Source organism: Pseudorhodobacter ferrugineus DSM 5888 (genome assembly GCF_000420745.1).
Classification (GTDB): domain Bacteria; phylum Pseudomonadota; class Alphaproteobacteria; order Rhodobacterales; family Rhodobacteraceae; genus Pseudorhodobacter; species Pseudorhodobacter ferrugineus.
Window position 1 is genome coordinate 174139 of sequence record NZ_ATVN01000003.1, and the last position, 26223, is coordinate 200361.

Sequence of the window (26223 nt, forward strand, 5' to 3'; positions counted from 1 at the left end):
CAGTCTGCCCCCCCTTTTTCTTGCGAAAAATTCACCCCCTGAGGATATTTGTGCCGAAAAGAATGCGGAGGATAAGTCATTCGGGGTTGGCCTCTGGTTCGCCCTCGGCTGCCTCACCTTGCCATTCGGTGGCAACGATGCCGGCGTCATAGCCTTGCGCTTCGAGCCAGCGGCGAAATTGTGTGGTGTAGCCGTGGGTTGCAAAGATGCGGGTGGCCCCTGTGGCGCGGATGGCGCTGTTCAGCCCGTCCCAATCGGCGTGGTCGGAAATGACAAACCGTGTGCCCAGGTTCCGGCGGCGGCGCACGCCGCGCAGGGCCATCCAGCCCGAGGCAAACGCCTCAGCATGGGGCCCGAGTTTTGCCGCCCAAGCCGACCCGAGGGCGGAGGGAGGGGCGATGACCAAGGCGTTGGTGGGTACCGGACCTGCGACTTTGGTTGTGGGTGGCAGGCTGTAGCCTTGGGCACGCAAAATCTGCGTAATGGGTTCCACAGCGCCGTGAGTATAAATTGGCCCTTGCAAGCCGTGGTCTGCCAGCATGGCCATGATCCGCTGTGCCTTGCCCAAGCCGTAGGCGCCCATCACCGACACGCGGCCGTTTGCGGCATTCCTGCCCCACCAAGCGGCCATATCGGCGGCGGTTTGCGCTTGTGTCGGCCAGTGAAACACTGGCAGGCCAAAGGTGCATTCGGTGATGAATGTATGACATTTTACCGACTCGAACGGTTCGGACAGCCCATCGGTGGCAAGTTTGTAGTCGCCCGATACCACCCAGACCTCGCCGCCCACCGCCACGCGAATTTGCGCCGACCCCGGCACATGGCCTGCGGGGTGGAATGAGACTTGCGCAGCCCCGATCTGGCGGGGCTCGGCATAGCCTATCCCATCAGCCGTTATTGCGCCCAGCCGGTGCCGTATCACTGGCAAAGCGGCGTGGGTGGCCAAATAAGCGCCATGCCCGGGCCTTGCGTGATCTAAGTGTCCGTGTGTCACCAGCGCACGGGGCACAGGCCGCCACGGGTCAATGTAAAAATCACCTGCAGGGCAGTAAATGCCCTTTTCGGTAAAGCTGAGAACGGGTTTGACTGCCATATCCCAATCTTAGCGCCAGTCGGCAAAAGGGAAAGGGTGCCGCTTTGCCTCATTTATAGGCAGCGTGCGCTGTGTTGCCGACATAAGCCGCGTTCTTTCTTTCCTTTCCGCGTGGCCCCTGTCTAACATGGGCAAAAGCGGAGCGCACACCCGCTGCACCTGACAGGGGGGCTACCAGTACGATGACGACCTATTTTAACGAGATGTACGAAAACGGCGCAGTGCGCGGCCCTTATGGCCAGCTTGACGACTGGATGCGCAATATGCCCGCCGAATTGCGCCAGATGAAACAGGCCGAGGCCGAAGCACTGTTTCGCCGGATCGGGATTACTTTTGCGGTGTACGGCGAAGGCGGCGACCCTGACCGGCTGATCCCGTTTGATATGTTTCCCCGCGTGTTTTCGGCTCTGGAGTGGGGCAAGCTGGACCGTGGTGTTAAGCAACGTGCCCGCGCGCTGAATGCGTTTTTGGCCGATGTTTACGGGCGGGGCGAAATTGTGCGGGCAGGGCGCATTCCGGCCAATCTGGTGTACCGCAATGACGCCTTTGAAAAAGAAGTCGTGGGGATTTTGCCGCCCAAAGGGGTGTATTCCCATATCGTTGGTGTCGATCTGGTACGCACGGGGCCGGATGAGTTTTTCGTGTTGGAAGATAACTGCCGCACCCCGTCCGGCGTGTCCTATATGCTGGAAAACCGCGAGATCATGATGCGGATGTTCCCCGCCCTGTTCCGCGAAAACCGCATTGAACCGGTTGATACCTACCCCGACCTGCTCCGCCGCACGCTTGCATCTGTCGCACCGCCCAAATGCAACGGCGAACCCGTGATCGTGATTCTGACGCCGGGGCATTTCAACTCGGCCTATTATGAACACAGCTTTTTGGCCGATCTGATGGGCGTCGAACTGGTCGAGGGCCAAGATTTGTTTGTCGAAGGCGAATTCGTCTATATGCGCACCACCGAAGGCCCGCGCCGTGTGGATGTGATTTACCGCCGGATTGACGATGATTTCATCGACCCCTTGTGTTTCCGCCCCGATAGCATGCTCGGCGTTCCGGGGTTGATGGATGTCTACCGGTCCGGCGGCGTGGCGATTTGTTCAGCCCCGGGCGCAGGCGTGGCCGATGATAAGGCGGTCTATACCTTTGTGCCCGAAATGATCCGCTTTTATCTGGGCGAGGAACCGATCCTTAACAACGTGCCCACATGGCAATGCGCCAAGCCGGATGATTGCAAATATGTGCTGGAAAACCTGAAAGAACTGGTGGTCAAAGAGGTGCATGGTTCGGGCGGCTATGGCATGTTGGTCGGCCCCAAATGCACCAAGGCCGAGATCGAGGCGTTCGCCCTGCGCATCAAGGCCAAACCGCACAATTACATCGCCCAGCCCACGCTGGCCCTGTCGACCACACCGACCTTCGTGGACCAAGGCATCGCCCCGCGCCATGTCGATTTGCGGCCCTATTGCCTTGTGGGCGAACGGGTTGAACTGGTGCCCGGGGGCCTGACGCGCGTGGCCTTGACCGAAGGGTCGCTGGTTGTGAATTCAAGCCAAGGGGGCGGGGTCAAAGACACTTGGGTTTTGGCGGGGTGATGACATGCTAAGTAGAACCGCAGATAACCTATACTGGATCGCGCGCTATATGGAACGCGCCGAAACGGCAGCACGCCTGTTGCAGGTTGGGGCGCGCAATTCGCTTATCCCCTCATCCAGCGGGCATCGCAGCGAATGGGACAGCTTGTTGCATGCCATCGGCACAGCTAAGGCGTTCAAGGAAAAATACGGCGATCCCGTGCAGCGCAATATCGAAAGCCATTTGTTTTTCGACCGCGATAACCCGTCTTCGGTGGCGTCTTGCATCACTGCGGCGCGCGAAAACGCCCGCATCGTGCGCACGGCCCTGACAAGCCAGGTTTGGGATGCGATCAACGGCGCGTTCGACGAGTTGCGCCAGATGGAACGGATGCCACGCTCGGAACTCGACCTTGCGCGCCTGACCGAATGGACCATGCGCCAAACCGCCATGATGCGCGGCTCGATCGAGGCGACGCAGCTGCGCGGTGATGGCTATCACTTTCTAAACCTTGGTTATTATCTGGAACGCGCCGACAGCACGGCCCGTCTGCTGGATGTGAAATACTACGTGCTGCTGCCGCGCGTCGATTTCGTCGGCTCCGGACTTGATAACTATCAATGGACCACGCTATTGCGCGCCATGTCTTCGCATCGTGCGTTCCACTGGGCCTATGGCGGCGATGTTACGGCCAGAAAAATCGGCCATTTCCTGATCCTTAATCCGCAATGCCCACGCTCCTTGCTGACCTGCGCCGATGGCATGGTCACGCATCTGGAACGGTTGGACCGCGCTTATCACCGCCAAAGCACGGCCCGCACACAAGCGCGGTCTATGCTGGCCGAACTGGCCGAAACCAAAGTCGAGGAAATATTTGACGAAGGCCTGCACGAATTCCTGACCCGCTTTATCCGCGAAACCGGAAAACTAGCCGCCGAAATCCATGAAAGCTATCTGAACGGGGACATCCGCTGATGCTGCTGACCGTCGATCATGTCACCTTGTACCGCTACAGCCAGCCCGTGCGCGGCGTGGTGCAAAGCCACCGCCTAACCCCGTCGGAATTTGATGGCCAGCGCACCCGCAGCTGGCAAGTCACCGTCAGTGACGGGCTGATGGGCGGGCAGTTTCGCGATGGCGCGGGCGATCTGGTTCAGGCCTGGACGGTGCAAGGGCCGGTATCGGAAATTGCCGTTTCGGTGCGGGGCACGGTGGAAACCACTGATCTGGCAGGCATTTTGCGCGGGCATAAGGAACGTGTGCCGCCGCAATGCTATCTGGAATCCACCCCTGTCACGCTGGCCGATCTGGCCTTGTCTGACCTGTCGGACGGGGCGAATGCCACGGGCGGCGGCCTTGATGCCGCGCACCGTTTGGCCACGCTGGTCGCGGATACCATCGCCTACACCCCCGGCAGCACCCAGTCGGCCACAACAGCGGCCGAGGCGCTGGCCATCGGCAAAGGCGTTTGCCAGGATCAGGCCCATGCCCTGCTGGCCATGGCGCGGCGGGCGGGGATTCCGGCGCGCTATGTCTCGGGCTATTTGCATGCGTCCCAAGATGGCAGCTTGCACGAGGCCGCCCATGCCTGGGCCGAGCTGTGGTTGCATGATTTGGGCTGGGTCGGCTTTGACCCCGCCAACCGCTGCTGCCCCGATGACCGCTATATCCGCCTTGGGTCCGGCCTTGATGCGCTGGATGCGGCCCCGATAAAAGGCATCGCGCGGGGTCGTGGGGCGGAATCGATGGATGTTCAGCTTGCAGTCCAGCAAAACGAGCAGTAGCTGTTTGCCAAACCTGATCCATTTGCGGAGCGTCCTATGACCTATTGTGTTGGCCTTTTGCTGGATGCAGGTATCGTGCTGCTGTCTGACACCCGCACCAACGCGGGGCTGGACAATATTTCGACCTACCGCAAAATGTTCGTATTCGAAGAGCCGGGCGAGCGCGTGATCACCTTGCTGACCGCAGGCAGCCTGTCTGTGACCCAAACCACCTTGGCTCGTCTGCGCGAAATCGCCGATGATCCGGAGTCGACCGAGGAAACGTCGATCATGAAAGCGCCGACCATGCTGAAGGTGGCCGATATCGTCGGGGCCAAAATGGCCGAAGTGCGCGCCAGCATCGACAAGAAAATTGGCATGACGCAAGGCACCTCGGCGGCGATGATCGTGGCGGGGCAGCGCAAGGGGGGGGAAATGCGGATGTTTCTGATCTATCCCGAAGGCAATTATATCGAGGCGACCGAGGATACCCCGTTCCTGCAAATCGGCGAGCATAAATACGGAAAACCCATCCTTGACCGCGTTGTGACGCCGAAAACCAGCCTGAAAGACGCGCAAAAAGCCGTGCTGTTGTCGATGGATTCGACGCTGCGGTCGAACTTGTCGGTCGGCATGCCGCTGGATCTGGCCGTGATCCACCGCGACGATTGCCGCGTCACGGAACGCCGCCGGATTGAATCAGGGGATGACGCGTTTCGCGAAATGTCCGAGGCCTGGTCGACCGCATTGCGCGACGGCTTTTCGCAAATCTCGCTCTGATGGGTCGCCGCGTCCTTGTCACCGAGCCGGTCCATGAGGATGCGCTGACGCTGCTGCGCGCCCATGAATTTGAGGTGATCGGGCCTGCGGTCGATCGGGGGGCCGTATTGGAAACCGCCGATGCATTGCTGGTGCGCACCCGCAAGCTGACGGCGGACGAGGTCACACAATTTGCGCTGATTTCCAAGCATGGTGTGGGCGTTGATAATATCCCGATGGATGCCGCTGCGGCGGCTGGCGTAGCGGTTATGAATACACCCGGTGCCAATGCGGGGGCGGTGGCCGAACAGGCGCTGATGCTGATGCTGGCGCTGTCGCGCAACCTTGACGGCCAACGCGCCGCAGTTCCGGGCGATCCCGCCCCCCAGGTGCGTGGGCTGGAAGGGCGGCGTTTGCTGATCATCGGGTTCGGTGCCAGTGGCAAACGCGTGGCCGCACTGGCAAAGGCGCTGGGCATGGCTGTCACGGTGTTTTCCCGCGATTTGAAAGAGGCGCGCAATCTGGGCTATCCGGTGGCCCCCGATTTTTCCCGCGCCTTGGCACATGCCGAAATTGTCAGCCTGCATTGCCCGCTGACGCCGCAAACCGCCAATATGCTGGACGGTGCGGCCCTTGCGCTGTTGCCGCAGGGGGCTTTGGTGGTGAACTGCGCGCGCGGCGGCTTGATTGATGAGGCGGCTTTGATTGCCGCGCTGAACTCTGGCCATTTGGGCGGGGCAGGGTTGGATGTGTCACAGGTCGAACCCCTGCCGCTTGACGCGCCCTTGCGGGCCGCTCCTCGGGTCATCCTGACGCCCCACGCCGCAACTTTGTCGGACGGCGCGTTTCGGCGGATGGGGATGATGGCCGCGCAGAATATTCTGGATTTCTTTGCAGGTAAGCCGGCCGAGAGCCATACCTTATTGCCGAAGGATTGATTGATGCAGTGTGTCTGCGCGTTTGCCTTAGGGCCGCGAGATGACGGCCGAGGGTCTTGGCGCGCAAGTCAGATGGATATTTTTATGGGAAAGAACGAGGGTCAGGCGTTCTTTGAAAACAGGTCAAGTGTCATGTCATAAAACCGCTGCCTGGTGGCGGGGATTTCCATCATAATCTCATGCTCGGCATTTGGCACGATCACCAGCTTGCCCTTGGGCCAGCGCGCCATTCGCGCCTGGATCGGGGCAGGGTCCACCACCTTTTCCTCGGCACCAAGGAAGCACAGACAGGGGATATCGGGCGAAGGTTGGGCGGCCAGATCGGCGCATTCGCGCATCGCCTCATCCAGCCAATGCAGGCCGGGGCCACCAAGCGCCAGTTCGGGGTGCTGCGCCAACTGGGCCTGCATCCACGCATAGGTATCCGCGTCGCGGGTCAGCACATTGCCGACAAAGGGAAAGGTTTTGACATAGGTATCGCCATTAGTGCCGGGCGCATAGCGCTGCCCTTGGCCAAAGGCGCGCGCTGTGCGCGACAAGGCCCGCGCCACAGGGGCCATCCCCGGTGCCATGCGGATGCCCCACATCGGGGCGGAAAAGGATGCGGCCTTTACGTCCAGCCCTTGCAGCAAGGCGCGCAAGCCAATGCAGCCCCCCATCGAATGCGCCACAAGATAGAACGGGCCCTGTTGGCCAAGTTGATTTAACGTCTCAAGAACCGCTGCCAAATCATTCTGATAATTCGAAAAATCCTCAATATGGCCGACCATCCGATCAAGGGCAGGGCGGTCCGATAGCCCTTGCCCCCGCCAGTCAATCGCCACACAAGCATAGCCGCGTGCGCCAAACTCTGCCGCCGCACGCCCGTATTTTTCGATATATTCCGTCCGCCCCGGAAACAGCAAAACGGTTCCCTTTTCGCCTTTCGGCCACAGACCCATGCGAACCTGCACCCCATCGGATGTTGTGACCCAATAGGCGCGGCCCCCGTCAGGGCCCTGCGCCATTTCATTGTGCAATGGGGCGTCGGTCATTTAACCCAGCGCCGAGGCAAGTTTCATCGCCATGCCCATCGACCCGTCAACCGACAGCTTGCCGGTCATAAAGGCCGATGTCGGGTTCATCTCACCGTCCAGAATCGCCTGAAACACATCGGCATCGGCGGTCAGGGTCACATCTGCCTCATCGTCGCCTGCACGTACGCCGTTTTCATCAATCATAATCGTGCCTTCGCCTGTCAGCACAAATTTTGCAACACCGTCAAAGGTTTGCACCTTTTCGCTTAGCACAGCTACCGCAGTTTCAATCACAGCACTCATCGTAAATTCCTTCCCTGATCTCTGGAAAGTGTGGCAGGGTATATGGCTTTTCCTGCGGCACACGCTACACTTTCCTTTATGAAACCATGGGCACCATTAAACAATCGTATCGTTGCGGCACTTTTCCCGATTTTTCTGGGACTTGCCGTGCCTGCCTATGCCGCAAATCTGGACGAGATGTTTGAAAAACTGCAAACGGCCGAGCCGCGCGAGGCGTCACGGCTAGAGCGTCAGATCTGGCGCGAATGGTCGAAATCCGGATCGGCTGCGATGGATCTGTTGCTGGGGCGGGGCCGTGACGCGATGGAGGCGGGCGAAACCGAAGCCGCGATTGAACATTTCACCGCCCTGATCGACCATGCCCCCGATTTTGCCGAAGGCTGGAACGCGCGGGCCACGGCCTATTTCCAAGCGGGCCTCTTTGGCCCCTCGGTAAGTGATATTCAGCATGTATTGGCCCTTAATCCCCGCCATTTCGGGGCCTTATCCGGTTTTGCCCGCATCCTAGAGGATACCGACCAACCCGACCGCGCCTTGCAGCTGTACCGTGCCGCCCTTGCTATACATCCCAATCTTGACGGGGTAAGAGAGGCTATCGAGCGGCTGGAAACCAAGGCCGCCGGTCAAGAAATGTAATTACGGGCAGACACAGGCAATGCGCAGCACCGCGCGGGTGACGGCGGTTCTGGGACCGACGAACACCGGCAAAACCCATTACGCGATTGAACGGATGCTGACCCACCGCACGGGGGTTATCGGCCTGCCGCTGCGTCTGCTTGCGCGCGAGGTCTATGACCGCATCGTCGCCCAACGCGGGCCGAATGTGGTGGCGCTGGTGACGGGCGAAGAACGCATTGTCCCCGACCGCACGCAATATTGGGTTTGCACGGTCGAAGCGATGCCACTGGAAATTGGCGCCGATTTTATTGCCATCGATGAGATCCAGCTGTGCGCCGATGCAGAACGCGGCCATGTCTTTACCGACCGTCTGCTCAAGGCGCGAGGCCTGCATGAAACCCTGTTTTTGGGGGCCGATACCATGCGCCCCGCCATTGCAGCCCTTGTGCCCGGCGTGCAGTTTATGGCGCGGCCCCGATTGTCCGAGCTTACCTATTCAGGTTCGAAAAAGATAAGCCGGATGCCCGAACGCAGCGCGATTGTCGGGTTTTCGGTTGAAAATGTGTATGCCATCGCCGAATGGATCCGCCGCACCAAGGGCGGCTGCGCGGTCGTTATGGGCGCACTTTCGCCGCGCACCCGCAATGCGCAGGTCGAAATGTACCAAAACGGCGATGTCGATTATCTGGTCGCCACCGATGCCATCGGGATGGGCCTGAACCTTGACATCAAACATGTCGCCTTCTCCTCGACCGTCAAATTCGATGGCCGCCGGATGCGCGCCCTATACCCGCAGGAACTGGCCCAAATCGCAGGTCGCGCGGGCCGCCACCTGACCTCGGGCAGCTTTGGCGTCACGGGAGAGGCGCGGCCCCTTAACGACGAAACCGTCGAGGCGATTGAGCAGCACCGCTTTCAGCCCGTGCGCAAACTGACATGGCGCAACGCGGCGCTGGAATTTGGCACCGTCCCCCGCCTTATCGGCTCGCTTGAACGCCAAACCGATAATGACTGGCTGTCGCGCGCCCGCGATGCCGATGATGTCACGGCACTGAAAAACCTGTCGGCTTTGCCCGAAATCAGCGACCGCGTCCGCAGCCCGCAAGACGTGCGCCTGCTGTGGGATGTCTGTCGCATCCCTGATTTTCGCGGTGCATCGACCACCGAACACGCCAATTTGCTGCAAAATATCTATGATCATTTGCGCAAAGGGCAGATTCCCGCCGATTGGTTCGCGCTGCAAATCAAGTTTATTGACCGAACCGAGGGCGATATTGACACTTTATCCAAGCGTTTGGCCTATATCCGCACTTGGACCTATGTTGCCCAACGCAAAAACTGGGTAGCAGACGAATCTCATTGGCGCGACGCGACTCGCGCTGTAGAAGACCGCTTGTCGGATGCGCTTCATGCGCGTTTGACCCAACGATTTGTTGACCGGCGCACCTCTGTGCTCATGCGGCGGTTGAAGCAGAAGGAGAGCCTTGTGGCCGAGGTAAATGACAAAGGCGAAGTGACGGTAGAGGGTGAATTTGTCGGAAAGCTGGAAGGCTTCCGCTTTCGCCAGGATGCTACTGCCACGGCGGACGAAGCGCGCACCTTGCGCATGGCAGCCGTGCAGGCGCTGAAACCCGAATTCCATCTGCGGTCGGACAAGTTTTATAACGCCCCCGACACGGAACTCGACTTTACCGAACAGGGCGGCCTGATGTGGGGCAATTCTGCGATTGGTAAACTGGTCGCCGGTGCCGACGCGCTGCGCCCAAGCGTTGAGGCGTTCGTCGATGAAGACGCAGGCCCCGATATTGCGGAAAAGGTAAAGCGCCGCTTGCAGCACTTTATTGACCGCAAAGTGGCAACCCTGTTTGAGCCCCTGCTGGCGATGAGCCGCGATGAGGCGCTAACGGGCCTTGCCCGTGGTTTTGCGTTCCAGATGGTCGAAGGTCTGGGCATCTTGCCGCGCGAAACCGTCGCGGATGAGGTCAAGGCGCTGGACCAAGAGGCGCGCGGCCAGTTGCGCAAGCATGGCATCCGTTTTGGCCAGTACACCATCTTCCAGCAACTGCTGCTGAAACCCGCGCCAACGCGGCTGCGGCTGGTTTTGTGGTCGCTTGCCAATGGCTTGCAGGAATTTCCAGAAAGCCCGCCCCCCGGTTTGGTGACCATCCCGAACATTCCAGATGTGCCGATGCAGCACTACACCCTTGCAGGCTACCGCCCCGCAGGCACCCGCGCGATCCGCATTGATATGCTGGAACGCTTGGCTGATTTGCTGCGTGGCCAAGACAGCCGTGGCGGGTTTGAGGCTGTTCCCGATATGCTGTCGATCACGGGCATGACGCTGGACCAATTCGCCGATCTGATGGCGGGCTTGGGCTATAAGGGCGAAAAAGCGGAACGGCCAAAGGCCAAACCCGCCGCCCCCAAGGAACTGACCGCCGAGGCGATTGCCGAAGCGGCTGCCGCTGCTGCGGCGGCGTCCAAGATCATCATTGCGGATGAAGTGGAGGCAGAGAAGGGCGCCGATGAGGCACCCGCAGAGGCGACCGAGGCTGTAGTTGAGGCGCCTGTCGATATGGAGGCTTTCTATACTTTCACATGGGCTCCGCGCCCGCGTGTCGACCGCCGCCCACCCCGCCGCGATACCAAGCCAGAAGGCGAGGCAGTCCAGCCGCGTGACGGCGCCAAGCGTGACGGAAATCGTGACGGGCAAAAACGTGACGGCGGCAAGCCGCGCGGTGACAAGCCAGCAGGGCAGGGCGCGCGCACCGATCGTGGCCCACGCCCCGAAGGCGGCTACAAAGGTAAGGGTAAGCCTGCTGGCAAGCCTGCGCAAAACAGCCCGCAGAAATACGAATCGCGCCCTGCACGGCCTGAAAAAAAGATCGACCCCGACAATCCCTTCGCAGCTCTGGCTGCGTTGAAGGGCAAGATCTAACCCTTTGGCACGGCGCAAAGATAAATCGGCGGGCGCACAGCCCGCCGACACAGCCGAAGCAGGCGACACATCGGGGCGCGAGACGATGCGCCTTGATAAATGGCTGTTTTATGCGCGGTTTTTCAAAACCCGCGCCCTCGCCACAACCCTTATCACCAAAGGCCGTGTGCGGCTGAACGGCCAGCGCCAATCCAAACCTGGTCACACGGTTGCGCCTGGCGATGTGCTGACCTTTCCGATGGGCAACTTGACCCGCGTGATCCGCGTCCTTGCCCCCGGCACCCGCCGCGGCCCCGCGGGGGAGGCGCAGACACTTTACCTTGATCTGGATCCCCCCGACCCAAATGCGACCTCTTCGCCGCTTGAATGATACGCGCAGGTGATTTAACCACAGGCGCAACAGATAACGCCTGCCCAAAAACCCGAGGCCGCCATGACCTATATCGTGATCGACAACTGCATCGCCTGCAAATACACTGACTGCGTCGAGGTATGCCCCGTAGACTGTTTCTATGAGGGCGAGAATATGCTGGTCATCCATCCTGATGAGTGCATCGATTGTGGTGTGTGCGAACCCGAGTGTCCCGCCGATGCCATCCGCCCCGATACCGAGCCGGATATGGAAAAATGGGTCGAATTCAACCGCAAGTATTCGGAAAAATGGCCGGTGATCGTGTCGAAAAAAGACCCGCTGCCGGATTACGAGGCGCGCGACGGCGAAACCGGCAAACTGGACAAGTATTTTTCGGAAAACCCGGGCGAGGGCGGTTAGGCCGCGAATCGGCTTACCTAGCGTAAAGTCGCGTAAAAATACGGGACCACAGCAATAGCACCTTGTTTTACAAGCTCCGCTGCGAAAGGCGCCCGATTCCATACCTGTTGGAATCGCACTGATTCTGTGTTATACAATTGATACAAATAACCAAGGACCGCCACGCTTAGCCAACACATCGAACCCAGTGCTGCCAGCCTGTGGGGGGGTATTTCAGGACATACGTATTGATCGTCGGGGCCGTTCGGGCAACGCACGGTTTTTTTGTCCGGAATGGCGCGTGTCCTAGCAAGGAAGTGACCGTATGACAAAGACCAAAAAGCCTGAGTTTCATCCTGACGAGTTTGTTGTGTATCCTGCCCACGGCGTTGGCCGTATCATTTCCATCGAAGAGCAGGAAATCGCAGGCTTGCACATGGAACTCTTCGTCATCTCGTTTGAAAAAGACAAGATGACGCTGCGGGTTCCAACCCATAAGGCCACCGAAATCGGCATGCGCTCCTTGTCCTCGCCCGATCTGATCACCAAGGCACTCGACACGCTTAAGGGCAAAGCCCGCGTGAAACGTGCCATGTGGTCGCGTCGCGCGCAGGAATATGAGCAGAAAATCAATTCGGGCGACCTGTTGTCGATCGCCGAAGTGGTGCGCGATTTGCACCGCACCGATGATCAGCGCGAACAGTCCTATTCCGAGCGTCAGCTGTATGAGGCCGCTTTGGAGCGTTTAACCCGCGAAGTCGCCGCCGTATCGGGCGTCGATGAAAAGGGCGCGCAAAAGACTGTGGATGATGTTTTGACATCCCGCGCCGCGTAATATTCGGTAAAGACTAAACAAACGGCGGTCCTTCGGGGCCGCCGTTTTGCGTTTCGCCTACAGCATCGCTGCCAAAACGCTCAATGCCACAGCCTCGCTCAATTGCTGACTGGCCCCGCAAATATCGCCGGTTTGCCCGCCGATTTTGGCGCGCGCCGTTGCGGCCAGCGCCGCCACCACCACGACAACCGCCAAAACCGCCATAAAGCCCGCCGCGCCAAGCACCAACGCGGCACCCAACCCAATCGCCACAGCGACACCCGCCGCCAGCGCGGGCACCCGCCCCACAGATTGCGCCAATCCAGCCCCGCGCGCATTGGGCAAGGCGGCCATCAGCACCGCCATCGGCGCCCGAGATAGCGCCGCCACAACCACCACGGCCCACCACGCACCAGCGGTCAGCAAAGCGGTCAGCGCCGACCATCGCACCAGCCCCACAACCAACAGCGCCATCACGCCATACGTCCCGATATGGCTGTCTTTCATAATCGCCAACCGCCGCGCGCGGTCCCAGCCGCCCCACAGCCCGTCAAACGTGTCGGCCAACCCGTCTTCGTGCATCGCCCCCGTCATCATGGCTTGCGCCCCCAGCACCAGCGCCGCCGCAACCCCTGCGCCAAGGGGCAAGGCGATCACACCAACAAGTGCCGCCAAGCTGCCCACCACCAACCCCGCTACAGGCCAGGCCCATGCTGCCGCAGGCCCCGGAATCACATCCGATGCAGGCAAAGGCAGCCGTGTCAGCAAGCGCAGCGCGCCTGTCACGTCGCCAATTCCATATCTGTCGCTTTGCGTCACTGTTTCGTCCTTATCAGCACTGGTCAAGCGCCCCTGCCTTCGATAGCCAAGCTGACAGAAAACGACAAGGAGGCCAGCCCCATGACCGCATCTTTCACCGATTTAGCCGGATTTCGTGCCCTTGTGGCGCAGGCCCCAAGCGCTGATGCCACAGCCACCGCAGGCGCGCAGGACCGTAATGGCCAATTGACCAAACCGCCCGGCGCGCTGGGGCGGCTGGAATCACTGGCAATCTGGTATGCAGGCTGGCGGGGCACCCCGCGCCCGCAGATTACCGCGCCGCAGGTCATTATTTTTGCAGGCAATCACGGGGTTGCGGCGCGCGGCGTGTCGGCTTTTCCGCCCGAAGTGACCGTGCAAATGGTCGCCAATTTCCAAGGTGGCGGGGCGGCGATTAACCAACTGTCCAAGGCGTTCGGCGCGCAAATGTCGGTCCATGCGCTGGATCTTGACCGCCCCACTGCCGATTTCACCGTTGAACCCGCGATGACCGAGGCAGACCTTATTGCGGCTTTGCAAACCGGCTGGAACGCGGTGGATACAAAATCTGATCTGCTGGTGACGGGCGAAATGGGGATCGGCAACACAACCCCCGCCGCCGCGATTGCCTGCGCGCTGTTTGGTGGCACGGTGGCCGATTGGGTTGGGCGCGGCACGGGCGTCGATGATGCAGGGCTTGCCCGCAAGGCTGCCGTCGTTAGCGAAGGCTTGGCTTTGCACGTCTCGCGTGACCCGATGGAGGTGCTGCGTTGCCTTGGTGGGCGCGAAATAGCGGCTATGGCAGGTGCCATTGCCCGTGCGCGGATGGAACGGATTCCGGTGATCTTGGACGGGTTTATCTGCTGTGCCGCCGCATCGGTGCTTGCCAAACTGGACGCAGGCGCCCTTGACCATTGCGTAGCGGGTCATGTCAGTGCCGAAGGCGCACACCCGGCACTATTGGCCCATTTGGGCAAGGAACCTTTGCTTAACCTTGGCCTGCGCCTTGGCGAAGGGTCGGGGGCGGCGCTGGCTATTGGCGTGCTGCAAGGGGCCGTTGCTTGCCATTCCGGCATGGCGACCTTTGCCGAAGCCGGGGTTGCTGCCGGGTAAGCAAAGGGGGCGTTCACGCCCCCTCGGGGCGTTGCCCCTCACCCCCTGAGGATACTTGCGCCAAAGAGAAAGGGAAAAGGGGCCGCGTCGGCGTTACTGTGCGGCATCCAGATTGGCGCGGGTTTCATCCAGATCCTCGCTCATTGCTGCCGCCAGATCTTGCTCTAACTGCAAGGCGCGCGCGACATAGGCATCGTTCAGATGCACTGGTTGCCCCGGCACCCAAAGGGCGGCCAGATCGCGCAAGGCGGCGCGCTCAACCTTGAAATAGGTTTTCGCCATTTTTGACGCCTCATAGTTGGTAAACCCAATGTTTTCAAGAACATATCGCCCTGCACGGACCGAGCTGTCATAGGTTTCGCGCACGATGTCATTGGCTCCGGCGCGGTACAGCGCAAAGACATGCGGGCGGTCATAGGCGCGGGCGATGATGTGCAGGTCGGGGCGGTGCTTGCGGGCATGGGTCACGATTTTCAGCGCGTTTTCTGGGTTGTCCACGGCCACAACCAGCACCGATGCTTGGGCGAGGCCTGCGGCATCCAACAGCTCGGGTCGGGTTGGATCGCCAAAAAAGCCCTTGGCCCCAAAGCGCCGCATTTGTTCAATCGCGCCCATATCGCTGTCCAGCACAACCGTGGAACCGCCGCTCATCCGCACAAGGCGGTTCACGGTTTGGCCAAACCGCCCGATACCCGCAATGATCACGCGGCCTTGCTCGTCTATCACATCGGCAGGGCTTTCTGTCTCACGCGATTTCATGCGACGCGCCAACGCCTCATAGCCGATGAACATCGCGGGGGTCAGCAGCATCGACAACCCGATCATCAGCAGTACGATTTCCGAAACCGATGACGGCAGAATCGATTGCTTGCGCGCAAAGCTGACCAGCAGAAACCCGAATTCACCGGCCTGCGCCAGCCCCAAGGCAAACAGCCAGCGATTGTGGCCCCGCACTTTGAAAATAACCGACAGGATCAGCAGCACCCCGACCTTGAGCGCGATCATAGCGAGTGTCAGTGAGACCACCAAGATAGGGTTGGCCAGAAGCACCTCAAAGTTAATCCCAACGCCCACGGTGATGAAAAACAGCCCCATCAGGATGCCTTTGAACGGTTGGATATCCGCCTCTAACTGGTGGCGGAATTCCGAGTTGGCCAGAACCACCCCCGCCATGAATGTACCCAAAGCAGGTGACAGCCCCACCAGCATCATCAAGAAAGCGATGCCCAGCACCATCAGCAAGGAAATAAACGTGCTCATTTCCGGCAAGCGCGAGGCATGGACAAAGCGAAACACCGGACGGGTCAGGAAATGCCCCGCCAGCATGATGCCGACCACAATGCCAAGGGTCATCAGGGTTACGGCCCAACCGGGCAAGGATTGGACCAGCGTCAGCAATGGCTCGGCCGCGCCGGTGGTGGCATGGGTATCGACCGCTCCCGCCGCATCGGTGATGCCAAAGGTCGCCGCCGAAATCCCTTCGGGAAACCCGGCGCCGCTGATCGCCAGCAGCGGGATAATCGCCAGAATCGGCACCACCGCGATATCTTGGGTCAGCAGCACGGCGAATGTCGCCCGCCCGCCGCCCGTCCGCATCAGGTTCTTTTCCGACAGAGTTTGCAGCACGATCGCGGTTGATGACAGCGAAAACAGCATCCCCAGCGTCAACCCGACCTGCCAGCTGAACCCCAGCCAATCGGCCACCAGCGCAATCGCCCCTGTGGTCAGCACCACTTGCAACCCGCCCAGCCCGATCAGCTTGTGCCGCATATCCCACAGCGCGCGGGGTTCCAGTTCCAACCCGATCAGGAACAGCATCATCACCACGCCAAATTCGGCAAAATGCTGCAAATCTTCGGTTTCCGTGCCGGTCAGCCCCAAAATCGGCCCTACCAAAATGCCCGCCGCCAAATACCCCAACACAGACCCAAGCCCAAGCCTGACCGCCAATGGCACGATCAAAACGGCGGCACCAAGGTAGATCGAGGCCTGAAGCAGAAAGCTTTCCATAGATGTCCTTATCTGTCGGGGTCGAATACATTCAAACGGTCAATGCAGCAGGGTCTCCAGCGCCATCCGAACACCGCAGCTCGATGTCCATGCAATGCACAGCCTTCACAATACACTGTCTATAATATGCGCGCAGATTGCATGCCTCGGGGGCAAGCATAGCCAAAAAACCATAACAATGCGATGATTGCTCAGATAAACTTTTGTAACGCAAACAGGAGGATATCGGACACGACTGCCACCCGTCTGGCCGTTTCAGGGTCACATTCGGCAGAAACCGCCGCAGGCAGGCAGCGCCAAGCCGCCAATCCCTAACCCTTGGGCATCGACAACGACAACATCTTGCCGCCCTTTTGATAGCGGACCTCATTGCGGGTAATCGCAGCCACCGTGCCGCCATCCACCTTATCGCCAACCCGCACCTTGGTGTAACGCCCTGACGCGCTGCGGATCAGCGCATAGCGCTTTTTATCAGACCCATAGACCCCGATCAAATTGGTCTTCGACAGGTTGATCGCGCTTTTAAACGTGGCTTGCTTGGCCACATTCGCATGGGTCGGAATGCGGGGGGCCGCCGAAACCTTCAGCTCTGGCTCATGCTCTTCTTCGATATCTGCGGGCGCTTCGGCTTTGGGGGCAGGGGCCGCAGCGGCGGCTGCAACGCGGCGCGGGGCCTCACGCGTGGCGGCGGCAATGGCTGCTTCGACGGCACGGGAAAAATCACGCGGGCGCGCGGCGGGGCGCGGCGACAAGGCAACTGTCAATGCACTGTCTTGCTGGGTTTTTTCTTCGGCGGCAGCGGTTGCGGCCAAGGATGCAGCGACAGCGGCTGTGCGGGCCTCTTCTGCGGCGGCGACAACCGCTTTGGGCCGGGCGCGCGGACGCAGACTGGCCAGCCGCACCAGCGCAGGGTCGGCAACAACCGCATCAGGGGTCACCGCGGCGTCATCTTGGGCGGGCGCAGGGGCAACCGCATCAAGGCTTTCAGGGCGCAGGCGCGGGCGGCGGTTCTCAACCGTGGCATCTTGCTCGAAAGCGAAAGAAGGGCCAGCTGCTGAAACTGTGCCCTCCCCTGTCGTATTCGCCGTTCCTGCAACCGTGCCTTCCATCCGCGACAGTCCAGCGGTACTGGCACCCGCCGGGTCGGTGGGGGCGGGCGGCGGTGTCGCGGCAGCATTTGCATCGGGGGCCACCGTTGGCACATCAGGATCTGAAAGCGCGGCGGGGCGTGCAGGGGGCAGCACAGGCGGGCGGGCGGCGATCAGCCAAAACCCGTCCGGCATGACCACACCATTCGCTGTGGCCTTGATCGTGCCATCGGGTTCAAATTCATATTGCGTGCCAAAGGGCGGCGGCGGCGACACGGCCGCAGGGGCTGCATCGGGGCGTGTTTGCGGGCGGGGCAGGGCCACGGGGTCAAACGCGGGCTGCGCTGCATCAATCGCTGCCAGTATAATCTCGTCTTCGGCACTGCGCGGGGCCGTTGCTGTTTGCGCATTGCTGTCACCCGCCACCGTATCAGGCAGGGCGGGGGCTGCGGCCTCTTCGGCACTTGCGACCGTTTGCACGGGCGGCAACTCGGCCTCGGCATCCGCCACGGCTTCGGCATCAGACACGCCCGAACCCGTAGGCGTGTCTGTCGGCGTATCGGATGGCGCGCCATCCGGCGCTGTCGCATCGGCTTGCTGCACCGTTTGTGGCGCTGTGTCATCGCGTGACAAATAAATCGACGACCACGCTGCCACGCCTGCCAACAGGCCAAGCAAAATCAGCGTCAGGATCAGGCCCAAAAAGCGCGGCTTGCCACGCCGCGGGGTCATTTTTGCGGCGAATTTGTCCAACGAGACATCCGCTGCACTGCCCTTGCGCGCCGCAGATGCGGCGGGTTGTGCCGCTGGTTTGGCCTTCAGTTTGGATTTAAAGCGCGACAAGGCCATCGACGTGCCGGGTATCGTTGCCGCCGTGACCATCGCGCCAACGCTTTTGGCTGCCGGCTTGGCACGGGCCGCGGCATCCGATGTCTTGCCGACTTCGGCCTTGGCACCCGTTGCAAAAGCAGCTGTGCCGTTCAAGGGTTTTCGTGCGACGGCAGGCCCTGCGGCAGGCCCTGCCGTTTCGCCCGAACCGGCTGCGGTGCCGACGGGTTTTGGGCCGCTCGGGGCTGGGGCATCAGGCCCACGCGCCGCGATGGATGTGATCGCCGGGGCAGCTGGTCCTTTGGGATTGCCCGCAGGCCGGTCAATTCTGGCCTCTGGCGCAGGTCCGGCCACGGCGCTGGTGATTTTGGGCAATTGCTGTCCAGCGCCACCTCCAGCAACAGCGCCAGTTGCAGGCCCAAGCGATGGGGCAGACGTGGCGTCGTCGCGCCTGCGGCTGGCAAAAGATGCGGTCGGGGCTGGGGCTGTCTCGTTGGTTTCCGCTATGCCTGGATCGGTAACACCGTTGAACGCGGCGGCGGCCTCTTCGGCGGCTGCTGCTTCGCTAGAGGCGCGTTTGCGCTCGGCTTCAATCAGCGCAGCTTTGGATTTTTCACGTTCCAGCATCGCCGCTTTGTTTTTTTCGGCCTCTTCGACCAAACGCTTCGCTTCGGCCTGTGCAAGCTCTTGCGCGCGCCGTTCCATTTCGGCGCGTGCAATCTCGCCTTTGCGCAGCGCTTCGGCTTCGGCGGCCGCTTCGGCCTCGGCTCTTGCATCTGCGTCCGCCTTGTCCCGCGCCCGCGCTTCGGCCTCGGCCCGCTGCTCATCGGCCAGCCTGCGGACTTCGGCCTTTTCGCGTTCGGCGCGCTGCTGCTCTGCCGCTTTTTCCGCCTCAGCCTGCTGCGCAGCCTCTTCGGCCATATCTTTGCGATCATCCTGTGCAGCCGCCGCCTCGGCCTTTGGCGCGTCAACAGGCTCTGCAATAGGCGCCTCAACAACCGGTGCTACAGTCTCTGGGGCTTTGGTCGTGTCTTTTGGGGCCTCGCGGCTGATTACCACAACCGGATCTTGGTCGCGTGTAACCTTCTCGCCCTCCGGCAAAATCGACGCCGCACCCTTGGTCATGCCAAACCACGGCTCTCCGGCGAATTGCCCCTCAGTCGGCAGCGTCACAAAGGATACCGCGTTAAAGCGATGCGCCTCGGCAAAGGCTTCTGCCTCTTCCAGCGTTTCGCGGGCGACCACGGCCACCTTGACGACAGACCCCGTGCCGCGCCAGTCAAAGACCAGATCTTCGACCGCATAGGGCGTGCGCCCCTCCAGCGCGGCCCTGATTTCCACCTCGCGCGCGGCCTTATCCACGCCCGTTACCTCAACCTCGGTGTACAGAATCTGGCCCGGTGGCAAAATCAGCTTGGTCGTGATCCCGTGCGGCGACAGCCCCAAAGCTGACGCGCGCAAATATCCCAACGCCTCCTCCAGATCGGAGGCGTCAAAATTGGCAGACCCAACCTCAAGCCAGCCGCGCGATGTGCGGTGCAAAAGGCTGATGGCCGTATCGGTGATGTTTAAGGCGAAATTTGGTTTCATTGCACGGGTCTAGCACAAAAGGAAAAGGCGCGTGGAGTCCCGCCCTAGGTTAATCTTGTCCTACAGCAGCTTTTTGCCGAATGAAAGAAAAAGCCCGCGATATTCCTGTCCTTTCGGCCCATTTCCGCCCAGAATCTGGTGGACGGGCGCGCAAATCGACTCGCGACCAACGCAAACCCTAGGAGAACCCGCTATGCGTGTATACCACAGCCTGATTTTCACAGCTCTTTTGGCGCTTTCCCCCGCCGCTTACGCCCAAACGCCCCCCGCCCTGATCACCATCACCGGCGAAGGCGAGGTTTCCGCCGCCCCCGACATGGCAACCCTGTCGCTCGGCGTCACCTCGACGGCCAAAACCGCGAAAGAGGTGATGGACGCGAATGCCGCCCAAATGACCACGGTTCTCGCCAATCTCTCTGCCGCAGGGATCGCGCCGCGCGACTTGCAAACCTCTGCCCTGTCACTGCAGGCCAATTGGACCAACAGCAGCCTGTCCAGCAGCAGCGCCATCGACGGCTACACTGCCAGCAACCAGCTCTCGGTCCGTGTGCATGACCTTGCAGCCCTTGGCACCCTGATCGACGGCGCGATCATTGACGGCGCGAACACTTTCAACAACGTCCAATTCGCCGTCACCGACCCGGCCCCTTTGCTGGATGAGGCCCGCCAACGCGCGGTCGCCGATGCCCGCCACCGCGCCGAAATCTATGCCACCGCCGCAGGCATCACCCTTGGCCCCGTCCTGACCATCACCGAAGGCGGCACCCCCACCCCCGGCCCGCAATTCGCCCGCGCCATGATGGACAGCACCCCGATCGCTGCGGGCGAGGTCACCCTCTCGGCCGCCGTCACCATCACCTGGGCCATCGCCAACTAACCTGCGGTACGTCAGCCTTATTGACTTACCCATAATTCCGCGCCACTTCTTCCCCCGAAACATCTTCGGGGGACGCATCAGATGAATTGGGACCACGTTTTCGCCAGCCGCACCAGCCGCATGAAAGCCTCGGAAATCCGAGAGCTGCTGAAACTGCTAGACCAACCCGATATTATCTCGTTTGCAGGCGGAATCCCCGATCCCGCCTTCTTTCCCGCCGCTGAATTTCAATCCGCGATCAGCGACATCCTGACCGGCCCAAGGGCCGAGGCCGCCCTGCAATATTCCGTGTCCGAAGGCTACAAACCCCTGCGCGACTGGATTGCGGGCCAAATGGCGCGCATCGGCGTGCCCTGTGATGCCGACAATATCCTCATCACCTCTGGTTCCCAACAAGCGCTTGATTACCTTGGCAAACTCATGCTGTCGCCGCGCGATACCGCCCTCGTCGGTTGGCCCACCTACCTCGGCGCTTTAGGCGCGTTCAACGCCTATGAACCCGAATATGACCGCCTTGATCCGCGCGGCAACCGCTCCGCCGCCGACTACGCCCAAACCGCACAGGCCAAAGGCGGCCGCGTCAAATTCGCCTATATGTCGGTCGATTTCGCCAACCCCACTGGCGAAACGCTGGATGCCGCCACCCGCCAAACCATGCTGACCCTCGCCGATGACCTCGACATCGCGATTATCGAAGACGCCGCCTATCAATCCCTGCGCTTTGATGGTGACGCCGTCCCCCCGATCCTCGCCATGGAAATCGAACAAAAAGGCAGTATCGAGGCTTGCCGCACGCTCTATTGCGGCTCCTTCTCCAAAACCCTCGCCCCCGGTCTGCGCGTGGGTTGGATCTGCGGCGCGAAAGAGGTCATCTCTCGCCTCGTCCTGATGAAACAAGCCGCCGATCTGCATTCGTCCACCCTGAACCAAATGGCCATCGCCGATGTTGCGGGCAAAATCTTTGACGAACACGTCGCACGCATCCGCACCGCCTACCGCGCGCGGCGCGATGCAATGCTGGCGGCCCTGACCCAACACATGCCCGCTGGCGTGGAATGGACACGGCCCGAAGGCGGCATGTTCGTCTGGATCACCTTGCCAAAGGGCATGAACGGCGCCGACCTGCTGGCCAAATCCCTAAAAACCCAGCGCGTCGCCTTTGTCCCCGGATCGGCCTTTTTCGCCGATGGTTCCGGCACAAACACCATCCGCCTGTCCTTTTCCCGCGCGGATGAGGCAACGATCGGCGAAGGCATCAAACGGCTGGGCGCTTTGCTGCGGGGGTAGGGGGGCGAAAATGGTGGTGTCAAAGGCCGCTAACATTGGAGACCATTTCAAGTCGTTCCAAAAACGGTCCTTTTTGGAGCGCCCTAATGATAGCTCTCAGCCCAGAGTGGTCATTGCCCAAATCATTGAGATTTGTATAAATAGTTTGTGAACTTGAGGAGAGCCACGTTGTTTTACAGAGCCGCCCTGGACATAAATGAAAAAAATGGCCTTCTGAATAAACGATTCCTAAGTTGCATCAGATTCGTTGCAGATATAGCCACACCAGCCGTTTTTTATCTAAACTCGGAATGGTCAAAACGGGAAACTCTTGGTGCATTGGGTATTGACGTAAAACGTCTTTCGGAGTCGCAGAAACGTATACTTGAAGAAGCTGATCTGTTTCCAGGTGACGCCAAGTCCCTCGAAATGCCAGCCTTAGTATATTTGCAGGAAGGATCATGGGAGCAGTCCCCAGACCCCGAAACTGGCGCTATGCTAGGCCTTACGGTTCCTAAACGGGAATTCGTCCTTTCTTCTTCGGATGCGATTCACCGAGCGTATCTTAGGGACCATGGGTTGAACGCGCAAACTGCAGTCCTTTGTCTTGCGGCAGTAGGCTTGGATATCATGCTTCCCAATGTAACTTTCGACTTTTTCGCAGACGACGAGATCGAGCGGATAAAAGAGAAGTTGCAAGAGGAGCGACATAGCTACCTTGAGGTCGCATCCACGCTGGCCGAACAATCCTATGAGCGTCTAAAGGATGGCCAATACAAGGATGTCCTTCGGTGGGCAGAAAGCGAGGCGGCTTTCAAATTGGCACCAAAGGCAAGAATTCTCGAGGAATCAGTCTCATCATTGGCCTCTAAGCAGTTGCGTCGGGCAGGCTACTCTTTTTGGAAAGATGGCGTCCCTGCGATTGGATCGGCATTCATTGCGGGCGGTTTAGTTCCTGCAGGCACAGTCAGCGCCCAAGCTGCCCTAAAAACTTTAGTTCAGGCAATTGGATCAGCTAGATCGGAGCGTCTCGTACCCGAAGTGGCCTATGCGATGAAAATAAGTAAGGCATTGCAACAAAAAGGCAGCTAACGGCTTTTATGGCTCGACTTTGCAAACCCCGCTCCCTGCGCATAGCAGCCACTCAACGCACGTTCCAGAAACGCTCGTTTTTGGAACATGTCTAAACTACCCCCGTTCGACGCTGCCACAAACCCCGTTCAAAACCTATCCATTTGTTGAAGGTTTTTGGCACGTCTTTCAGTGCAGACCCGTATGGTGTGCTCGCACACCCCGCGCCCACTTTGCCCCACCGCCAAACCCGCCTTACGCTGCCCAACCCCCCGCGAAAGGCCGCACCCATGCCCACAATCACCATCCGCCCCCTCACCGCCGCCGACGAACCCGAATGGCGCCGCCTGTGGACTGCCTATCTTGCATTTTACCAAACCACGGTCCCCGAACAGGTTTATAGAACCTCTTTCGCCCGCCTCCTCTCACCCAACGCAAACGAATACAAATGCCTGATTGCGGAAATGGGTGGCAAACCCGTGGGCCTCGCCCATTTCCTCTATCACCGCTTTATGTGGACGGTGGCCGATACCTGCTATCTGATGGACCTGTTCACCGACCCATCCGCACGCGGCAAAGGGGTCGCGCGGGCGTTGATTGACGCGGTGCATGCGGCGGCCAAACGTGACGGTATTCCCACGACCTATTGGAACACCCAAGACACGAATATCACCGCCCGAAAACTCTATGATCAGGTCGCGACCCTGACCCCGTTTTTAACCTATGAAAAGACCGATTGATCCCCGCGTCCCGTAGGTCGGGGTTCACCCCGACTCTGCCGTAGGGTGGGGTTTCACCCCAACACCCCCGCACCCGCGTCCGCATTAAAATTCAGTTAACAAAAATATCAAAACCGTTATATATCAATGCCATATAAAAATGCCCGCGCGCGGTCATCCTCGCGCGGACACCTGTTTTCAGCCCTTAAAGCGTGGCCAAGGCCTGCTCCAGATCGCCAATAATATCGGCCGCATCCTCAATCCCGATCGACAAACGAAGGGTATTCGGTGCCGCCCCTGCCGCTGTTTGCTGGGCCTCGGAAAGCTGGCGATGCGTGGTCGAGGCGGGGTGAATAACAAGGCTGCGGGTGTCGCCCAGATTGGCCACATGGCTGAACAATTTCAGCTCGGACACCAGCTTGACACAGGCCTCGTACCCGCCCTTCAAAGATACGGTAAACAGCCCGCCAGCCCCTTTCGGGCATACAGTCGCAACCCGTTTTTTATAAGGAGAGCTGTCGAGCCCCGCATAGGTGACCTTTTCGACCTTGGGGTGCTTTTCCAGCCATTCGGAAACCTTTTGCGCGTTTTCCACATGCCGCGCCATCCGCAAGGACAGGGTTTCAATGCCCATCAACGTATAATGCGCGCCTTGGGGGTTCATCGTCATGCCCAAATCCCGCAAACCAATCGCGATGGAATGGAACGTGAAGGCCATGCCGCCCAAAGCCTCATGGAATTTGATGCCGTGATAGGCTGGCTCCGGCTCGGACAAGCTGGGGAATTTGCCCGATGCGGACCAGTCAAACGTGCCACTATCAACCACACAGCCGCCGGTCACCGTGCCGTTCCCGGTCAGATATTTCGTGGTGGAATGGACCACCAAAGTCGCCCCCAGTTTGATCGGCTGGCACAGATAGGGCGTGCCGGTCGTGTTGTCGACGATCAGGGGCAGGCCCGCCTTGTCGGCCACTTTTGCAATCGCCGGAATATCGGTGATATAGCCGCCGGGGTTCGCGATGCTTTCACAGAAAATTGCGCGGGTGTTGTCATCCACCGCCGCCGCGACCGCATCCAGATCGTCAAAATCAACGAACTTGGCCGACCAGCCGAACTTGCGGATCGTGTTGGAAAACTGCTGGATGGTGCCACCATAAAGACGGCTGGACGCGACCACATTGCAGCCCGGCTGCATCAAGGGAAACAACGCCATAAGCTGCGCCGCGTGACCCGACGAGCAGCAAACCGCGCCCACACCGCCCTCCAACGCAGCGATCCGTTCTGCCAAAGCGGCGACGGTCGGGTTGGTCAGGCGGGAGTAGATGTAGCCAACCTCGGCCAGATTGAACAAGGCCGCAGCGTGATCGGCATCGCGGAAAACATAAGCTGTGGTCTGGTAAATCGGGATCTGCCGCGCCCCCGTCGCCGGATCAGGCCGCGCGCCCGCGTGAATTTGCAATGTATCAAAGCCATAGTTTGCTGGATCGGACATGTGTTTTCCCCTGTTTTGCTGGTCAGTATCGCCAATTTCGCGCGACGTTAGGGCAAAGCCCTGCCTAGCACAATTGGCCGATTTCAAAGGCTGCCCCAATCGCTCCGATGATTTTTCCGCGAAACGATGGCTTTCTGGAATACCGTCCCGCTAAACCCTCTCGGCGGGAAAAAGCTGATGCGCAAAACCAGTATTTGCCAGAATTGCAGCACAAAGTTATGCAGATGGCGTCAGGTTCAGGAGAGTTTAATGGTAATGATCAATCGGCGTTTGGCAGTTTTGGGCATGGTTGCATGGGTTTCGGCCTGTGGCAGCGGCGGCAAGCAAGGTGGGGCAAGGGGTTCACTCGGGCAAGCCTTTGCGCCCAATGACGACGCGGCCCTTGATCCGCCGTTGCATGTAAATGAAACGGCAGAGTTACGGCGCTTGATTAACCAATACGCCGATCTTTACGATGTGCCGCGCCCCTTGGTGCACAAGATCATTATCCGCGAAAGCCATCATCGCCCCGCCGCGCGCAATGGCCCCTATTTCGGGTTGATGCAAATTCTGCCAGCTACCGCGCGTGGCGTTGGCTTTTCCGGGCCAAATACCGGCCTGTTGGATGCCGAAACCAATTTGAAATACGGGGTCAAGTATCTGCGTGGCGCATGGCTTTTGGCGGATGGCAGTTATGACACGGCAGTCAAATGGTATTCGCGGGGGTACTATTACGAGGCAAAGCGCCGTGGAATGCTGAAAGAGACGGGCTTGCGCAGCTAAACCAAGGGCCATTTGGCCTAAGTTCGCGCTGCGAACCGTTC

General features: G+C 60.0%; 23 protein-coding genes. 16 read left to right on the forward strand and 7 right to left on the reverse strand.

The features are described from left to right. Positions 1-76: 76 nt before the first annotated feature. Positions 77-1093, reverse strand: coding sequence for a ligase-associated DNA damage response exonuclease (locus G560_RS18490; RefSeq protein WP_022703049.1), 1017 nt, complete (start codon positions 1091-1093; stop codon positions 77-79). 182 nt (positions 1094-1275) lie between these two features. Between G560_RS18490 and G560_RS0104145 the strand changes: the two genes are divergently transcribed. Genes G560_RS0104145 through G560_RS18495 form a run of 5 tightly spaced genes read left to right on the forward strand, consistent with a single transcriptional unit; the run spans position 1276 to position 6128 of the window. Beyond that, positions 1276-2688, forward strand: coding sequence for a circularly permuted type 2 ATP-grasp protein (locus G560_RS0104145; RefSeq protein ID WP_022703050.1), 1413 nt, complete (start codon positions 1276-1278; stop codon positions 2686-2688). Positions 2689-2692: 4 nt separating this feature from the next. Next, the gene (locus G560_RS0104150; RefSeq protein WP_022703051.1) at positions 2693-3643 is read left to right on the forward strand and encodes an alpha-E domain-containing protein; all 951 of its coding nucleotides are present in this window, start codon (positions 2693-2695) and stop codon (positions 3641-3643) included. Next, positions 3643-4452, forward strand: a complete 810-nt coding sequence (locus tag G560_RS0104155; protein WP_022703052.1) for a transglutaminase family protein — start codon at positions 3643-3645, stop codon at positions 4450-4452. Before G560_RS0104150 ends, G560_RS0104155 begins: the two co-directional genes overlap by 1 nt. 36 nt (positions 4453-4488) lie before the next feature. Continuing rightward, positions 4489-5211 (forward strand): proteasome-type protease, encoded by a 723-nt coding sequence (locus tag G560_RS0104160; protein WP_022703053.1) that lies wholly within the window; start codon positions 4489-4491, stop codon positions 5209-5211. Beyond that, a complete protein-coding gene (locus G560_RS18495) occupies positions 5211-6128 on the forward strand; it encodes an NAD(P)-dependent oxidoreductase (RefSeq protein ID WP_022703054.1) in 918 nt (305 codons plus the stop codon). The genes G560_RS0104160 and G560_RS18495 overlap by 1 nt, the downstream gene beginning before the upstream one ends. Positions 6129-6229: 101 nt before the next feature. Here the strand turns inward: G560_RS18495 and G560_RS0104170 are convergent, their stop codons facing one another. Beyond that, complete coding sequence (locus G560_RS0104170; RefSeq protein WP_022703055.1) at positions 6230-7162, reverse strand: alpha/beta hydrolase; 933 nt, start codon at positions 7160-7162, stop codon at positions 6230-6232. Beyond that, positions 7163-7447 carry an SCP2 sterol-binding domain-containing protein gene (locus G560_RS0104175; protein ID WP_022703056.1) on the reverse strand — a complete coding sequence of 95 codons (285 nt, stop codon included), beginning with the start codon at positions 7445-7447 and terminating at the stop codon, positions 7163-7165. A gap of 78 nt (positions 7448-7525) precedes the next feature. Here G560_RS0104175 and G560_RS0104180 point away from each other — a divergent pair, with 78 nt between their 5' ends. The 5 genes from G560_RS0104180 (at position 7526) to G560_RS0104200 (ending at position 12589) form a co-directional block, all read left to right on the forward strand. Further along, positions 7526-8083, forward strand: coding sequence for a tetratricopeptide repeat protein (locus G560_RS0104180; protein ID WP_028913712.1), 558 nt, complete (start codon positions 7526-7528; stop codon positions 8081-8083). A 19-nt stretch (positions 8084-8102) separates the two neighbouring features. Then, positions 8103-11003 carry a helicase-related protein gene (locus G560_RS0104185; RefSeq protein WP_022703058.1) on the forward strand — a complete coding sequence of 967 codons (2901 nt, stop codon included), beginning with the start codon at positions 8103-8105 and terminating at the stop codon, positions 11001-11003. 4 nt (positions 11004-11007) lie between these two features. Further along, positions 11008-11373 (forward strand): RNA-binding S4 domain-containing protein, encoded by a 366-nt coding sequence (locus tag G560_RS0104190; RefSeq protein ID WP_022703059.1) that lies wholly within the window; start codon positions 11008-11010, stop codon positions 11371-11373. Positions 11374-11436: 63 nt separating this feature from the next. Next, complete coding sequence (gene fdxA / locus G560_RS0104195; protein WP_022703060.1) at positions 11437-11775, forward strand: ferredoxin FdxA; 339 nt, start codon at positions 11437-11439, stop codon at positions 11773-11775. A gap of 304 nt (positions 11776-12079) precedes the next feature. Then, complete coding sequence (locus G560_RS0104200) at positions 12080-12589, forward strand: CarD family transcriptional regulator (RefSeq protein WP_022703061.1); 510 nt, start codon at positions 12080-12082, stop codon at positions 12587-12589. 57 nt (positions 12590-12646) lie between these two features. Here G560_RS0104200 and cobS read toward each other — a convergent pair whose 3' ends face one another. Continuing rightward, positions 12647-13414: an adenosylcobinamide-GDP ribazoletransferase gene (gene cobS / locus G560_RS0104205; RefSeq protein ID WP_231575904.1), complete on the reverse strand. Its 768-nt coding sequence runs from the start codon at positions 13412-13414 to the stop codon at positions 12647-12649. 54 nt (positions 13415-13468) lie between these two features. Between cobS and cobT the strand changes: the two genes are divergently transcribed. Then, positions 13469-14479, forward strand: a complete 1011-nt coding sequence (gene cobT, locus G560_RS0104210) for a nicotinate-nucleotide--dimethylbenzimidazole phosphoribosyltransferase (RefSeq protein WP_022703063.1) — start codon at positions 13469-13471, stop codon at positions 14477-14479. Positions 14480-14572: 93 nt separating this feature from the next. On the opposite strand, the gene G560_RS0104215 is transcribed toward cobT, so the two are convergent. Then, on the reverse strand, positions 14573-16489 hold the full coding sequence (locus G560_RS0104215; protein WP_022703064.1) for a cation:proton antiporter domain-containing protein: 1917 nt from the start codon (positions 16487-16489) through the stop codon (positions 14573-14575). Between the two features lie 311 nt (positions 16490-16800). After that, on the reverse strand, positions 16801-19995 hold the full coding sequence (locus G560_RS20235; protein ID WP_022703065.1) for a hypothetical protein: 3195 nt from the start codon (positions 19993-19995) through the stop codon (positions 16801-16803). A 193-nt stretch (positions 19996-20188) separates the two neighbouring features. Here G560_RS20235 and G560_RS0104225 point away from each other — a divergent pair, with 193 nt between their 5' ends. The 4 genes from G560_RS0104225 (at position 20189) to G560_RS0104240 (ending at position 23949) form a co-directional block, all read left to right on the forward strand. Beyond that, a complete protein-coding gene (locus G560_RS0104225) occupies positions 20189-20872 on the forward strand; it encodes an SIMPL domain-containing protein (RefSeq protein ID WP_022703066.1) in 684 nt (227 codons plus the stop codon). An 81-nt stretch (positions 20873-20953) separates the two neighbouring features. Continuing rightward, the gene (locus tag G560_RS0104230) at positions 20954-22159 is read left to right on the forward strand and encodes an aminotransferase-like domain-containing protein (RefSeq protein WP_022703067.1); all 1206 of its coding nucleotides are present in this window, start codon (positions 20954-20956) and stop codon (positions 22157-22159) included. Between the two features lie 168 nt (positions 22160-22327). After that, positions 22328-23230: a hypothetical protein gene (locus G560_RS0104235; RefSeq protein WP_155947141.1), complete on the forward strand. Its 903-nt coding sequence runs from the start codon at positions 22328-22330 to the stop codon at positions 23228-23230. A gap of 269 nt (positions 23231-23499) precedes the next feature. Continuing rightward, positions 23500-23949, forward strand: coding sequence for a GNAT family N-acetyltransferase (locus G560_RS0104240; protein WP_028913716.1), 450 nt, complete (start codon positions 23500-23502; stop codon positions 23947-23949). 184 nt (positions 23950-24133) lie between these two features. On the opposite strand, the gene G560_RS0104245 is transcribed toward G560_RS0104240, so the two are convergent. After that, positions 24134-25420, reverse strand: a complete 1287-nt coding sequence (locus tag G560_RS0104245; RefSeq protein ID WP_022703070.1) for an O-acetylhomoserine aminocarboxypropyltransferase/cysteine synthase family protein — start codon at positions 25418-25420, stop codon at positions 24134-24136. A gap of 249 nt (positions 25421-25669) precedes the next feature. Between G560_RS0104245 and G560_RS0104250 the strand changes: the two genes are divergently transcribed. Beyond that, positions 25670-26182, forward strand: coding sequence for a transglycosylase SLT domain-containing protein (locus tag G560_RS0104250; RefSeq protein ID WP_022703071.1), 513 nt, complete (start codon positions 25670-25672; stop codon positions 26180-26182). The last annotated feature ends 41 nt before the right edge of the window (positions 26183-26223 follow it).

What these genes read in the sequence shown, in the direction of transcription:
- G560_RS18490 (WP_022703049.1), bottom strand. Translation starts at nt 1,093, where the DNA reads ATGGCAGTCAAACCCGTTCTCAGCTTTACCGAAAAGGGCATTTACTGC.
- G560_RS0104145 (WP_022703050.1), top strand. Translation starts at nt 1,276, where the DNA reads ATGACGACCTATTTTAACGAGATGTACGAAAACGGCGCAGTGCGCGGC.
- G560_RS0104150 (WP_022703051.1), top strand. Translation starts at nt 2,693, where the DNA reads ATGCTAAGTAGAACCGCAGATAACCTATACTGGATCGCGCGCTATATG.
- G560_RS0104155 (WP_022703052.1), top strand. Translation starts at nt 3,643, where the DNA reads ATGCTGCTGACCGTCGATCATGTCACCTTGTACCGCTACAGCCAGCCC.
- G560_RS0104160 (WP_022703053.1), top strand. Translation starts at nt 4,489, where the DNA reads ATGACCTATTGTGTTGGCCTTTTGCTGGATGCAGGTATCGTGCTGCTG.
- G560_RS18495 (WP_022703054.1), top strand. Translation starts at nt 5,211, where the DNA reads ATGGGTCGCCGCGTCCTTGTCACCGAGCCGGTCCATGAGGATGCGCTG.
- G560_RS0104170 (WP_022703055.1), bottom strand. Translation starts at nt 7,162, where the DNA reads ATGACCGACGCCCCATTGCACAATGAAATGGCGCAGGGCCCTGACGGG.
- G560_RS0104175 (WP_022703056.1), bottom strand. Translation starts at nt 7,447, where the DNA reads ATGAGTGCTGTGATTGAAACTGCGGTAGCTGTGCTAAGCGAAAAGGTG.
- G560_RS0104180 (WP_028913712.1), top strand. Translation starts at nt 7,526, where the DNA reads ATGAAACCATGGGCACCATTAAACAATCGTATCGTTGCGGCACTTTTC.
- G560_RS0104185 (WP_022703058.1), top strand. Translation starts at nt 8,103, where the DNA reads ATGCGCAGCACCGCGCGGGTGACGGCGGTTCTGGGACCGACGAACACC.
- fdxA (WP_022703060.1), top strand. Translation starts at nt 11,437, where the DNA reads ATGACCTATATCGTGATCGACAACTGCATCGCCTGCAAATACACTGAC.
- G560_RS0104200 (WP_022703061.1), top strand. Translation starts at nt 12,080, where the DNA reads ATGACAAAGACCAAAAAGCCTGAGTTTCATCCTGACGAGTTTGTTGTG.
- cobT (WP_022703063.1), top strand. Translation starts at nt 13,469, where the DNA reads ATGACCGCATCTTTCACCGATTTAGCCGGATTTCGTGCCCTTGTGGCG.
- G560_RS0104215 (WP_022703064.1), bottom strand. Translation starts at nt 16,489, where the DNA reads ATGGAAAGCTTTCTGCTTCAGGCCTCGATCTACCTTGGTGCCGCCGTT.
- G560_RS20235 (WP_022703065.1), bottom strand. Translation starts at nt 19,995, where the DNA reads ATGAAACCAAATTTCGCCTTAAACATCACCGATACGGCCATCAGCCTT.
- G560_RS0104225 (WP_022703066.1), top strand. Translation starts at nt 20,189, where the DNA reads ATGCGTGTATACCACAGCCTGATTTTCACAGCTCTTTTGGCGCTTTCC.
- G560_RS0104230 (WP_022703067.1), top strand. Translation starts at nt 20,954, where the DNA reads ATGAATTGGGACCACGTTTTCGCCAGCCGCACCAGCCGCATGAAAGCC.
- G560_RS0104240 (WP_028913716.1), top strand. Translation starts at nt 23,500, where the DNA reads ATGCCCACAATCACCATCCGCCCCCTCACCGCCGCCGACGAACCCGAA.
- G560_RS0104245 (WP_022703070.1), bottom strand. Translation starts at nt 25,420, where the DNA reads ATGTCCGATCCAGCAAACTATGGCTTTGATACATTGCAAATTCACGCG.
- G560_RS0104250 (WP_022703071.1), top strand. Translation starts at nt 25,670, where the DNA reads ATGGTAATGATCAATCGGCGTTTGGCAGTTTTGGGCATGGTTGCATGG.